Here is a 13110-nt window from a genome sequence, read left to right as displayed (position 1 = left end):
AGGGCATGAAGGGCGAAGGGACGTTGCTGTCCGTGTCTCATCGCACGACTTATCACTACTCGACGCTCGTCGAAACGGCGCAGCATCTCGCGACGATCCGACCGCTCGCGTGCGCATGGCAGCGCATGGTCGCGCACACGGAGCGCATCGAGCCGGAGCCTTCGTATCTGCATAGCCGCACCGATGCGTTCGGCAACGACGTGCTGTATTTCGCGCTTGATGCGCCGCACGAACGTTTGCAAATGATCAGCGAAACGACGGTCGAACTCGCGCCGCGCTGGACACATCTCGATCACGACGCGACGCCCGCATGGGAAGCCGTCGCGGATTCGCTGCGTTTTCGCGCGGGCGGCGCGTGCCATCCGCAGGTGGAGTTCTGCTTTGCGTCGCCGAATATCGCGCTGCGGCCGTCGTTGCGCGACTACGCGTTGCGCAGTTTCAAGCCGGGCACGCCCGTCGTCGCGGGCGCGATCGATCTGATGCATCGCATTCACGCGGATTTCGACTACAGGCCATCGGCGACGATGTTCGATACGCCCGCCGAACGCGCGTTCGATATGAAAAGCGGCGTTTGCCAGGACTTCGCGCAGGTGATGATCGGCTGTTTGCGCGCGCTCGGTCTGCCGGCGCGCTACGTGAGCGGCTACTTGCGCAACGATCCTCCGCCGGGCCAGCCTCGTCTGATCGGCGCGGACGCTTCGCATGCGTGGGTGTCCGTGCATTGTCCCGAGAGCGGCTGGATCGACCTCGATCCGACCAACGACGTGCTCGCCGACATGGACCACGTGACGCTCGCGATCGGCCGCGATTACAGCGACGTGTCGCTGCTGCGCGGGATGATACTCGGCGGCGGCGCGCATCGCGTCGAGGTTGCCGTCAGCGTGCTCGCGCTCTGAGCGGCGATTCTCTGAGCGGCGGCCGCAACAATGAATTTCACCCCTACGCCATTGCGCAGTTTGACAGCGTGCATACGCACATATAGACTGCCGTTCATGAGCAAGCCCATTTCCCACGACGATTGCAACTGCTTCGCGCTGCGCCAGGCGGCGCGCTACGTCACGCAGATCTACGAGCGCCATCTGGGGCAGGTCGGCGTGACGGCGGCGCAGTTCACGATTCTCGCCAAGCTCGCGCGCAAGCGAGGCCTGACGATGGTGGAACTCGCCGACACGATGGTGATGGAGCGCACCACGCTCGTGCGCGCGCTCAAGCCGTTGCAGCGCGATGGTCTGGTGCTCAGCGAGCCGTCGCCGCATGACGGGCGCACGTTTCAGTTCAGTCTGTCGGATGCGGGCAAGAAGACGTTCGAGCAGGCCGCTCTGGCGTGGCGCGCCGCGCAGGACGAGTTCGAAGGCAAGTTCGGCCGCAGCCGCGCCAAGGCGTTGCGCGCGGAACTGTTCAACCTCACGTCGTCATAATCCCGTTGTGTTTTTTTGGTGCGTCGAAAGACGCGTTCGATTAGATCGATTCATTGGTGTGCATATGCACGTAGAGGCGGGAGCAACCGAAGTGAAGTTATCGCCCGACGACGATTGCTTCGCGATCCGGCAGGCGGCGCGTTTCGTGACGCAGGTCTACGACCGGCATCTCGCGCGCGTCGGCCTGAAGACGACGCAGTTTTCGATCATGTGCCGGCTGCGGTATCGCAAGTGGATGACGATGAAGGAGCTTGCGGATTCGATGGTGATGGAGCGCACGTCGCTGGTTCGCGCGATCCAGCCGCTGCAACGCGATGGGCTCGTGTTCACGGAAGCGTCGCGCAGCAATCGACGCGTGCTTACCGTGATGCTGACGTCGGCGGGCGAAGAACGCTTGAAGCAGGCTCGCGAGCATTGGCATGCGGCGCAGCGGGAATTCGAGGAGCGTTTCGGCACGAAGCGTGCCGAAGCGCTGCGAGACGAGCTGTTTGATATGACGAAGCGATAGTACCCAGCAGGAAATGCAGCCGCGCTTTACGCGCTTTTTTTCAACGCTTTTCAGTGCATACGCACATCCAAACATGTCTACTTCACCTTCCGTTGCACCGTCGAGCGTCGCCGGCGCCGCGAGACAGACCCGCAGCATTCCGTGGATGCTGTTAGCGGTGATCGCCGTGATAACCGTGATCGCGGCGGCGGGATCGTACTGGTTCTTCGTCGGCCGGTTTATCGAAACAACTGACGACGCATACGTGGGCGGCGACGTCACCGTGCTTGCGCCGAAGGTGAACGGCTTCGTCACCGATGTGCTGGTGCAGGACAACCAGTACGTGAAAGCAGGGCAGGTGCTGATCCGCCTCGACGCGCGCGACTACGATGCGCGTCTCGCGCAGGCCAATGCCGAAGTCGCGAGCGCACAGGCGTCCGTGACGGAACTCGAAGCGAAGAAGTCGCTGCAACTCGCGACGATCAACGAGCAGTCCGCCGAGGTGCGCGCATCGAGCGCCGAGCTCACGCGCAGCGCGTCGGACTCGACGCGCTATCGCCAGCTGGTGAAGGACGATGCCGTGTCGAACCAGGTCGTCGAGCGCGCGGACGCGGATCTCCTGAAAGCGCGCGCCGCGGTGGATCGCAGCGGCGCGGCGCTGATCGCGGCGCAACGTCAGTTGAGCGTGCTCGATGCGCAGATCGGCGATGCGCATGCGCGCGTCGCGACAGCCGAAGCGGCGCAGCGCGTGGCCGCGTTGAACGTCGAGTACACGACGATCCGTTCGCCCATCGACGGCTATGTTGGCAATCGCACGGCGCGCGTCGGCGTGCTCGCGAATGTCGGCGTGTCGCTGCTGACGGTGGTGCCCGCGAGCGGCCTGTGGATCGACGCGAACTTCAAGGAAGACCAGCTGAAGAAGATGAAGGTCGGCGACACCGTCGACGTCGATCTCGATGCATCGAGCCATCGCATCGAAGGCACCGTCGAGAGCCTGGCGCCTGCGACGGGCGCAACGTTCAGCGTGCTGCCCGCCGAGAACGCCACCGGCAACTTCACGAAGATCGTGCAGCGCGTGCCCGTGCGCGTGCGCCTGTCGGTGCCGAAGCAGATGCAGGGCGTGCTGCGCCCGGGCCTCTCCGCGACGGTGAAAGTGCATCTGCGCGGCGACGGCGAGACGACGCGCGACTCCGCAAGCGCGGCTTCGTAACTCGACGGATGCAACGCCCATCATGAGCAAGATCCCCTCCGTTTCGATGAATCCCGCCGATCTGCCGACGGGCACCAAAGTCTTCGCGTTCTCGCTGCTGTGCCTCGGCTTCTTCATGGCGACGCTCGATATCCAGATCGTGGCGTCGTCGCTGAAGGACATCGGCGGCGGGCTGTCCGCGAGCCAGGACGAACTCTCCTGGGTACAGACCTCGTATCTGATCGCCGAGATTCTGGTGATCCCGATGTCGGGCTGGCTCACGCGCGTGTTCTCGACGCGCTGGGTGTTCGCCTTCTCCGCATTCGGCTTCACGTTGACGAGCATGCTGTGCGGACTCGCATGGGACATCAACTCGATGATCCTGTTTCGTGCGCTGCAAGGCGCGCTCGGCGCGGCGATGATTCCCACCGTGTTCACGACGGCATTCATGCTGTTCCCCGGCAAGCAGCGGCTAATTGCATCGACAACGATCGGCGCGCTCGCATCGCTCGCGCCGACGATCGGCCCGGTGATCGGCGGCTGGATCACCGATCAATGGTCGTGGCACTGGCTCTTCTATCTGAACCTCGTGCCGGGCGCGCTGGTGACGGTGCTGGTGCCGCGCTTCGTCAACGTCGACCATGCCGATGTGTCGCTGCTCAAGCGCGGCGACTACCTCGGCATCCTGCTGATGTCGGGCTTTCTCGGCTGCCTCGAATACGTGCTCGAAGAAGGTCCGCGCAAGAACTGGTTCGGCGATCACGCAATTCTGTTCTGCACGTGGATTTCCGCGATCTGCGGCTTCCTGTTCCTCGTGCATGCGTTCACCGCGAAGGAACCGATCGTCGATCTGCGCGCGCTCGCGATCCGCAACTTCGGCATCGGCAGTCTGCTGTCGTTCATCACCGGCATCGGGCTTTTCTGCGCAGTGTTTCTCACGCCCGTGTTCCTGTCGCGTGTGCGCGGTTTCGATTCGCTGCAGATCGGTGTCGCGCTGCTGTCGGTCGGCTGCTTCCAGTTGATCGCGCTGGCCGCGTATTCGTTTCTCGCGCGCTTCGTCGACATGCGTCTCTTGATGGTGTTCGGGCTGCTCTGTTTCGGCGTCGGCTGTTATCTGTATGTGCCGCTGACGAATCAGTGGGGCTGGCACGAACTGCTGATTCCGCAGGCGCTGCGCGGCATCGGCCAGCAGTTCTGCGTGCCGCCCATCGTCACGATGGCACTCGGTTCGCTGCCGCCGTCGCGGCTCAAGTCCGCGAGCGGGCTCTTCAATCTGATGCGCAATCTGGGTGGAGCAATCGGCATCGCCGTATGCAGCACGATGCTCAACGACCGCCTGAACCTGCATTACGAGCGGCTCGACGAACACGTGAGCGCGGGACGCCCGGTGATCGAAGCGCTGCTGCGCGACCAGGCCGCGCATTTCGCGGCTGTCGGCGGCGATGTGCTGAACGGCGCGGCGGCGGGGCTCGGTGCGCTGCACGCACTCGTGATGCGCGAAGCGCTCGTGCTCACGTTCTCCGATACGTTTCTCGCCGTCTCGCTGTGCTTCGTCGTCGGCCTTGCGAGCGTGCTGTTCTCGCGGCCTTTCGGCAATACGGCGCCGCCGCCCGATGCGCACTGAACGCGCGCTGCTCATTCAACGATTCCGACTGGAAAACCCGACATGAAATCGATCGTAGCGAAAGCGCTCGCCATTGCTGCCGCGATGACACTTGCCGCGTGCGCCGTTCAGCCCGCGACGCACGCGGATTTGCCGCAGACCGTGAAGACGGTCGCGCCCGACGCGTGGAGCGTCGATGCGCCCAAAGACACCGTCGATGCCGACGCATGGTGGTCGCAATTCGGCGACCCCACGATGCATCGGCTCGTCGATATCGTGCTCGGCGACAACCTCGACGTGAAAGCGGCCGTCGAGCGCGTGAAGCAGGCACAGGACATCACGAAGCAGCAGCGCGCGGCGCTCGCGCCGCAACTCGATGCGGGCGCAACGGCCGCGTATCAGCGGCAGAACACGCCGCCGCCGCTCGGCTATGTGAAGCAGGCGGGTATCGGCTTGACGGCCTCGTGGCAGCCCGACGTATTCGGCGGTGAGCGGCTCGCGGTGCTCGCTGCGCAGGCGCAGGTGACGGGACGCCAGTCGGCGCTCAACGAGTTGCGGCTTGCGCTGGCCGCGAACACGGCCGCTGCGTATATCGACTTACGCTGGGCGCAGGCGCAATTGCAGATCATCAACGACAACGAGCAGATTCGCAGCCGCGCGCTGAAGCTCACGCAGGAGCGCCTGCAATACGGGCTGTCGACGCGACTCGACGTTGCGCGCGCGCAGAACCAGTTGCAGGATTTGCAGGCGCAGATTCCGAAAGTCAGGTCGGACATTCAGCACGACATGAGCCTGATCGCGGTGTACGCGGGACGCACGCCAGAGAGCGTCGGCAGCCTGCTGATCGACGAGGCGCGGCCGATTCCCGTGCCCGCGCAAAGCGCGCCGCTGACGCTGCCTTCCGAAGCGCTGCTGCGCCGTCCCGATGTCCGCACCGCATACGCAAACGTCGAGCAGCGCGCGGCCGAAGTGGGCGTCGCGCGAGCCGACCGCTATCCGAAGTTCCGCTTGAGCCTGAGCGACGGCATTCTCGCGTCGTCGTATCTCGGCATGCCGACGTTGACCGACAACCTCTTCAGCGCCGCGTTGAGCGCGACGAGCCCGATCTTCAACGCAGGCCGCATCACCGCGCACATCGACGAAAACGAAAGCCGCATGCGCGAATCGCAGCTCGGCTTGCAGCAGACGATGCTGAACGCGCTGAAGGACATCGAGGACACGCGCAGCGATCTCGTCAACGGCGATGCACAGGTCGCGAAGCTCGCCGGCGCGCTCGATGCATCGGGCCACGCGCTGCGTCTGTCGAATGAACTGTACAAGGGCGGCGCATCGAGCTTCCTCGATGTGCTCGACGCGCAGGAGGCGTATCTGCGCGACGCCGAATCGTTGAATCAGGCGAAGCGCGAGCATGCGCAGGCGGCCGTCGCGCTGTACCGGTCGCTGGGCGGCGGCTGGGATGCGCCCGCCGATGGCGATGTCGTGAAGACAACGCATCCCTCGACGGACGTGGCCGCCAACTGAAGCCTTCAACGAAGCGCCTCGTTCACGCGAGGCATCGAAGTGCAGTAGTTCAACTTGAGGAATAGCGATGAATGCACGCGATGTAGTGATTGCCTATCCCGTCCGCACGCCGATCGGCGCGTTCGGCGGATCGTTGAAAGAAGTCCCCGCGACGCAACTCGGCGCGGTTGCCGTGCGCGAGACGCTGCGGCGTGGCGGGATCGACGCGAAGACGTTGTCGTCGGTGGTGATGGGCAACGTGATCCAGGCAGGCAACAAGATGAACCCCGCGCGGCAGGCGTCGATCGGCGGCGGCGTGCCCGTGTCGGTGCCGGCGCTGACCGTGAACCGCGTGTGCGGATCGGGCGCGCAGGCGATCGTATCGGCCGCGCAGGAGATCGCGCTCGGGCTCGGCGACGTGGCCGTCGCGGGCGGCATGGAGAACATGGACCGCGCGCCGTATCTGCTCGAAAGCGGCCGCTGGGGCAGCCGCATGGGCAACGCGCAGGTGCATGACAGCATGCTGCGCGATGGGCTCGTCGATGCGTTCTCGAACGAGCACTCGGGCTGGCACACGGAAGACCTCGTGAAGAAAGCCGAGCTGACGCGCGCCGCGCAGGACGAATGGGCGGCGCGCTCGCAACAGCGCTTCGTGGCCGCGCAGGAACGCGGCGCATTCGATGCGGAACTCGTGGCCGTCGAAATCGAAGGACGCAAGGGCACCGTGCAGTTCGCACGCGACGAGCAGCCGCGGGCCGACACGACGGTCGCAACGCTCGCGAAGCTGCGCCCCGCGTTTCGCCCCGACGGCACGATCACGGCGGGCAATGCGCCCGGCCTCAATAGCGGCGCGGCGGCGATGATCGTCGCGGGGCGCGACTATGCGGACGCGCATGGCATCGAAGCGTCGGCGCGGCTCGCCGCGTTCGGCATCGCGGCCGTCGAGCCAGGCATGTTCGGACTCGGCCCCGTGCCCGCCGTGCAGATCGCGCTGGAACGCGCGGGCTGGAAGCTCGGCGATGTCGAGCGGGTCGAGATCAACGAGGCGTTCGCGGCCGTGCCCCTCGCAGTCGCGCAAAAGCTCGGGCTCGCGCACGACATCATCAACGTCGAAGGCGGCGCGATCGCGCACGGTCATCCGATCGGCGCAACGGGCGCTGTGCTTACGACACGCCTCATCCATTCGATGCGCCGCGACGGGTTGAAGCGCGGCATCGTTACGTTGTGCATCGGCGGCGGGCAGGGGATTGCGCTTGCGATTGAAATCGTTTGAGGTGCGGTCGGTCGGCTTGTGAGGAATCGCGGCGGGTTGGGCAGGCCCGCTGCGGTTTGCGAGATTTGCGACGTACCGGCTACGTAGGTTCACGAAAATCAGATGGCCGCCCGGCAAGAGTTTGCTGGCGAGTGCGCTCTATGTCATCGCCGGTGAACTACAGCATCGTTTTCGCGATTTCGGTGATAGACAGACTCTAGCCGCTCACCAGGGCTCTTGCAGATGCTCCCAGTTCACATGCAGGCTTCCACCGTTCCCGCGACCGCCATCGACGCTCTGGGCCTCGTACTGCCTGACCGACCCGACGAGGTTTCCGCTGGAGGCAAACGCTGCCACTACCATCTTGCCTTGCGACGTAGTTGCTTATCCATCGATCGTCCCTCTGTTCTTGCTGGACATCACGCCGAAAAGAACGGTCTGCCTGCTCTTTGCGGGCAGGGGCAGATGTCGATGGCCCATTGCGTCAGTGACGCCCGTATCGATCGTCGAAGCGAACGATGTCGTCTTCCCCAAGATAGGACCCGCATTGAACCTCGATCATCTCGAGTGGCACGCGCCCCGGGTTTTCGAGCCTGTGCTTCACACCTATTGGCACATACGTCGACTGATTTTCCGTCAGCGTAAACGTTTCATCGCCCCGTGTGACGCGCGCGGTGCCGCTCACAACGATCCAGTGCTCCGACCGGTGATAGTGCAACTGGAGCGACAACGTTGCCCCCGGCATGACTACGATGCGTTTGACCTGGTAACGCGAGCCCTTGTCAATCGAATCGTAGTATCCCCAAGGACGCTGTACCTTGCGGTGATGCGCCGCCTCCGCTCGTTCACGCTTGCGAATACCGCCAACGATTGCCTTGACCTCTTGAGCATGCTGACGGTCGGCAACGAGTACAGCGTCAGCCGTCTCGACAACAATCAGATCGGTGGTGCCGACACACGCAATCAGTCGTTGTTCCGAATGCGCATAGGTACCGGATGCACCCGCGAGCAAAACGTCTCCACGCACGACATTACCTGCCTCGTCCTTTGGAAGAATGTCCCAGACGGCGTCCCAGGCGCCAACGTCATTCCATCCCGCTTCGAGCGGCACGACAGCGCCCTCGATTCCGCAGACAGGAAGACGTTCCATTACCGCGTAATCGATTGAATCGCTAGGGCAAGCGCCCATGCTCTGTGCGTCCGGTCGCCATTCACTGCCTTCCGCGTTTGCTCGCAGCCAGGCCATTTTGCACGACTGTGCGATATCCGGCCGCGCGGAGTCGATGGCAGCGAGCCAGACCGATGCACGCACGACGAAGATGCCGCTATTCCACCAGTAGCTGCCGCACGCCACGAAGGCTTCCGCCGTTTCGCGAGCCGGCTTTTCGACGAAACGAGTCAGTGCACGCGCCCGGTGTCCAGCCGTGCCTTCGAGTGCCGGGCCGGTTTCAATATATCCGTATCCCGTTTCTGCACGAGTCGGCACGATACCCAGCGCCACAATTTTCCCTTCTCGCGCAACCGATGCAGCGCCTCGCACGGCTTGCTCGAAAGCAATTACATCGTCGATTACGTGGTCAGCAGGCATCACGACAAGTACGGGGTCGTCGCCATTGGCCGTTGCACAGAGTGCGGAGAGAGTCAGCGCAGGTGCCGTATTGCGGGCGACCGGTTCGACAATCATCTGCCATTCCCTTGTGCTCGCCTCGAGGTGCTTCCCCACCAGGAAGCGATGCTCGTCGGCGCACACCACGAGGCCGCGATTGGCATGCGTGGTGGCGATTCCGTCCAGACGAGAGACGGACATTTCGAGCATCGATTGATCTCCGAGCAGCGCCAGCAACTGTTTGGGATGTGCTTCGCGCGAGAGCGGCCACAACCGCGTACCCGCACCCCCTGCAAGCACGACTGGCAAGATCGACGATGCACCAGGCACAGAATCGGATATGCCGGAAATGGCATGACGTACCGTTTCAGGAACAGACGGATGGTTCATGTTTGTTATTGCCTCTCGGTTGCCACGTCGGATGGCGTAGCATGAAGTCTTGTCAGTTGTCGTTGGTTCGGGACTGCTGCAAAGTTCGTCACCGCGCGCTCGGCGATCACGGCTTCATAAATGCGCCGGTAATTTTGTGCGGTACGATGTGCGCTGAACTGGTCCTCGAATCGCAATGCAGCGCGACGTCCCATCTGTTCGACGGCGCAATCGTCTTCCCACAGGCGTCGCATTGCATCCGCGAGTGCATCAGGATCATTCGGCGGGACAACAAGCCCCGTTTCGTCGTGCAGATTCACGTAGCTCGTGCCTGTTCCGATTTCGCATGAAATCATTGGCTTGCCCAGCATCGCACTTTCCACCAGCGACATGCCAAATGCTTCTGCCCGGTTCGGGGATGGGAAGACCATTGCCCGACTGAGCTTGACCAGTGCGACCTTGTCGGCCTCGGGTATCACCCCGGTGAAATGAGCATTGGTCAAGCCGTTCGCGATGGCGAGCGATCGGATTTTCGAGCCCAACGGGCCGTCGCCAACGAATACGACGGGATAGCCCGTACGCTTCATTGCTTCGATCAGCACGGGAAGACCTTTGTAGTAACGGAACACGCCAACGAACAAAAAGAATGGCGTACCGATACGTTCACGCCATGACTGCATCAACGCTTCATCGGGCGACGGGTAATAAGCGCGTCCGAGCCCTAGCGGCACGACTTCGACCTTGTCTAGATGCTCTCGAAGCACGTCACTAGTCGCGACGTAGTTGGGTGAAGTCGCGACAATCCTGTCCACGTTCGCGAGAAAGCGGCGCATCAGTGGCCTGTACAGTGAGAGCAGCAGTTTTTGCCTCTGTATGTCCGCGTGATAGGTGACGATCGAAGGGCGATTGATACGCCGAGCCAGGTGGGCGATGTCAGCCATCGGCCAGGGAAAATGGTAGTGGACGACGTCAGCCTGCGCCGCCAACCTGCTAAATTCACGTAACGCGCGCCATGAGAGTTCCACGGACGCAAACGTCATCCGATTGAAACTCCGTTCTACCTCGTGTCCTTCCAGTTGAACGATACGCTGGGCATCGCGGATGCGTGTGAGCGCAAAGATCTTGTTCTTGACACCGATGTCCGCGCCCGCGCGGCACAGGTGATATATCGACTGCTCGGCGCCCCCGATGGTATCGGGCAGATAGGTTCGGTAGAAATGTAAAACGCGCATGATTCCAGTTGCTGACAGATCGTTCAATCGGTCAGCGCGAGCGTACAGTGCTTAAAAATCGGCCTGAGCCGTCCATCGAGGGAGAGTTGTCCGCTTCACGCGGCGCTCTGCCCTCGTGATACGCCATCTTCCAATGTGTCCTTGCGCAGTTGCAGTTCCGCCTCGCCGCGCGCGAGTTTGCGAAGCAAATCGACGTTGCGAACGATGAGTCTGCGGTAGTCGCGATCGACCACGCGGCCATCGACGAGCGACCGGATTGCCCGTGACACCGTTTCGCGACTGACGTTGGCCATGATTGCGATCGCCTGCTGATTCGGCAGGTTTTCGATGGTCAGCATGTCGCCCGTGGACTTCTTCATCGAAGCTTCGAGTACGGAATACACGCGTGCATAGGCGCGCGTGAGGCCGAGCATCGATCGATAGTTCGATGCCTGACGGATCGTCCTGCATAGCCGCTGCAAAAGCGCTTCGACGACGGCCGGATTGCGGTAGAAGAGCGCCTGCGCCTGTGGTTTCGGCAAGAACCCCACCACCGATTCCGTCGTCGCAATTATCGATGCCGAACGCGGTCCACCATCTATGATAGATAGCTCACCGAAGTAATCGCCGGGCTCGACAAAATTGAGACCGACTTCACGTCCATCCTCGGACAGCGCGATAACCTGGAGTCGCCCCGACATCAGCAGGAGCAGCGCGGATCCTGCGTCGCCCTTATGAACGACAAAATCCCGCTTGCTATAACGCCGGTAGCGAATATGGCGACTGGTTTCTTCAATTACATCGTCGGATACATCGCGAAGTAACTTCTGTCGCCTGAGGAGATCGATAGCCTTGAACGTTCCCTCGTCAGTCTTTTTATCTTCGATCGACATTTAATAGTATGTGCGCCTGGTCTCTGACACGTCGTCACGATAGTGGTACAGCGCCGCAACATCTGTGACAGCCGTCACATTAATCAATGAACCCGATCGATTCTGTGACGGCCATCACACATCACGACCCTGACCTGGTTAATATCTGCAGAGGACCAGTCGTGCTATCCGGCACGATATAAAGCACAACAACAAAATGCGCACACGCTTTGATCTGAGAGTGGTGGCACTTGCGCTGTCGGTTGCATGCACGACCGGGATCGCTCAAGGCACGGAAAAGATGGATAGCATCGTTGGACACGCAGTTGCAGTGGTAGGGAACGCGCGCATCGTCAACGCACGACAACGTGCCCCGATCGAGGAGGATGCAACGATCTCGCAGGGAGACACGATTGAAACGGGGGCGGACGGTTACGTCTACATCGCGACTGTCGATCACGGCTTCATCAGCGTGCGTCCCGACTCGTCGCTGACATTCGAGCGCTTTCAATACGACGCTGCCGCACCCAAACAGTCCGTGATCAAGCTCGTGCTGCATAAGGGAACGATGCGCGAGATTTCCGGTCAGGGCGCACAGGCCGCGCGCGATCACTATCGACTCAATACACCCGTCGCAGCGCTCGGCGTACGAGGCACGGACTTTTCTGTCTTCACCACCGCCGATACGACACGCGCCGATGTGCGTAACGGCGGCATCGTGATGACGCCGCTCGGCGACAGTTGCCTGTCATCCGGCAGTGGACCATGCGAAGGCCCAGCCGCCGCGCAACTGTTTGCCGATCAAGCGAATACGATGCTGCAGGTCGATCGTGGTAGCACGCACCCCTTGCTGGTCGAAAACCGGTTGCCAGTCATTTCACCGCAAGGAGCAGCGACACAGAAAAGCGAGGACAATGCGGCCCGCTCGGCCTCTGGGCAAACGCAAGGCGGTGTCGGCGTCGCCCCGCTCGAACTTGAGTTCATGCATGCCATTCCTGAGCAGACACCGCACACCGTCACCCCTGCTCCCGTGCCCGCTCCCGATCCTACGCCGGCGCCGTCTGTACCTGCACCGCCGCCGAAGCCGGAAGCACAACAGGTCTTTTGGGGGCGCTTTGCACCGCTCGCATCGCAACCCGCCGATACCACGCTTGACGCCTTGCTCCAGCAAGGCAGTCAACGGGTTGACATCAATATGCTGTTCGCGATGACGCGCACGCCGCAGCCCGACATGGTCATGCCCGTCCAGGGTGTGTTCCAATTCGGGCTGCAAAAATCCGCCGCCTACCTTGTGAATGCGACGGCAGGCACGGCCGTGCCCGGCACGATCTCGAACGCGAGCCTTTCCATCGACTTCGGAAAGCGCGCGTTCACGACCCGGCTCGACCTGAACGCCAGTGAAAGCATGCATTCGATCGTAGGGCGGGGCGCGATCGGCAATGACGGCATCCTGACGAGCGATTACGGCTCTCCGGCATCCATCCACGGCGCGCTCGCGGGAAAGACGGCTACTCAGGCGGGGTATCTGTTCCTGCAAAGCATCGATTCGAAGACGATGGCAGTTGGAGCAACACAGTGGGCGCGATAGCACGCCCCTCGAGAC

At 62.3% G+C, this 13110-nt stretch carries 11 protein-coding genes; 8 read left to right on the top strand and 3 right to left on the bottom strand.

All coding sequences use genetic code 11. The features are described 5' to 3' along the window. Positions 1–5: 5 nt before the first annotated feature. The 7 genes from VSR68_RS07855 (at position 6) to VSR68_RS07825 (ending at position 7470) form a co-directional block, all read left to right on the top strand. A complete protein-coding gene (locus VSR68_RS07855; RefSeq protein ID WP_342939434.1) occupies positions 6–896 on the top strand; it encodes a transglutaminase family protein in 891 nt (296 codons plus the stop codon). 96 nt (positions 897–992) lie between these two features. Further along, entirely contained in the window at positions 993–1418 is a 426-nt protein-coding gene (locus VSR68_RS07850) for a MarR family winged helix-turn-helix transcriptional regulator (protein ID WP_342939277.1), read from the top strand. Positions 1419–1482: 64 nt separating this feature from the next. Next, positions 1483–1926 (top strand): MarR family winged helix-turn-helix transcriptional regulator, encoded by a 444-nt coding sequence (locus VSR68_RS07845; RefSeq protein WP_342939433.1) that lies wholly within the window; start codon positions 1483–1485, stop codon positions 1924–1926. Positions 1927–1999: 73 nt separating this feature from the next. After that, positions 2000–3115 (top strand): HlyD family secretion protein, encoded by a 1116-nt coding sequence (locus tag VSR68_RS07840; RefSeq protein WP_342939276.1) that lies wholly within the window; start codon positions 2000–2002, stop codon positions 3113–3115. Between the two features lie 22 nt (positions 3116–3137). Continuing rightward, positions 3138–4718 (top strand): DHA2 family efflux MFS transporter permease subunit, encoded by a 1581-nt coding sequence (locus VSR68_RS07835; protein ID WP_342939275.1) that lies wholly within the window; start codon positions 3138–3140, stop codon positions 4716–4718. A 42-nt stretch (positions 4719–4760) separates the two neighbouring features. Then, positions 4761–6218 carry an efflux transporter outer membrane subunit gene (locus VSR68_RS07830; RefSeq protein ID WP_342939274.1) on the top strand — a complete coding sequence of 486 codons (1458 nt, stop codon included), beginning with the start codon at positions 4761–4763 and terminating at the stop codon, positions 6216–6218. Positions 6219–6285: 67 nt separating this feature from the next. Further along, positions 6286–7470: a thiolase family protein gene (locus VSR68_RS07825; RefSeq protein ID WP_342939273.1), complete on the top strand. Its 1185-nt coding sequence runs from the start codon at positions 6286–6288 to the stop codon at positions 7468–7470. 463 nt (positions 7471–7933) lie between these two features. Here the strand turns inward: VSR68_RS07825 and VSR68_RS07820 are convergent, their stop codons facing one another. From VSR68_RS07820 to VSR68_RS07810, 3 genes are all read right to left on the bottom strand, one after another. Then, positions 7934–9445, bottom strand: a complete 1512-nt coding sequence (locus VSR68_RS07820) for a mannose-1-phosphate guanylyltransferase/mannose-6-phosphate isomerase (RefSeq protein WP_342939272.1) — start codon at positions 9443–9445, stop codon at positions 7934–7936. 5 nt (positions 9446–9450) lie between these two features. Continuing rightward, positions 9451–10683, bottom strand: coding sequence for a glycosyltransferase (locus VSR68_RS07815; RefSeq protein ID WP_342939271.1), 1233 nt, complete (start codon positions 10681–10683; stop codon positions 9451–9453). Positions 10684–10751: 68 nt separating this feature from the next. Beyond that, positions 10752–11528 carry a Crp/Fnr family transcriptional regulator gene (locus VSR68_RS07810; protein WP_342939270.1) on the bottom strand — a complete coding sequence of 259 codons (777 nt, stop codon included), beginning with the start codon at positions 11526–11528 and terminating at the stop codon, positions 10752–10754. Positions 11529–11724: 196 nt separating this feature from the next. Between VSR68_RS07810 and VSR68_RS07805 the strand changes: the two genes are divergently transcribed. Then, complete coding sequence (locus VSR68_RS07805; protein WP_342939269.1) at positions 11725–13095, top strand: FecR family protein; 1371 nt, start codon at positions 11725–11727, stop codon at positions 13093–13095. The last annotated feature ends 15 nt before the right edge of the window (positions 13096–13110 follow it).

The organism is Paraburkholderia phymatum (assembly GCF_038900715.1).
Lineage (GTDB): Bacteria > Pseudomonadota > Gammaproteobacteria > Burkholderiales > Burkholderiaceae > Paraburkholderia > Paraburkholderia phymatum_A.
The sequence above is the reverse complement of the archived record's forward strand: the minus strand, read 5'-3'. Positions and strand labels throughout refer to the sequence as shown.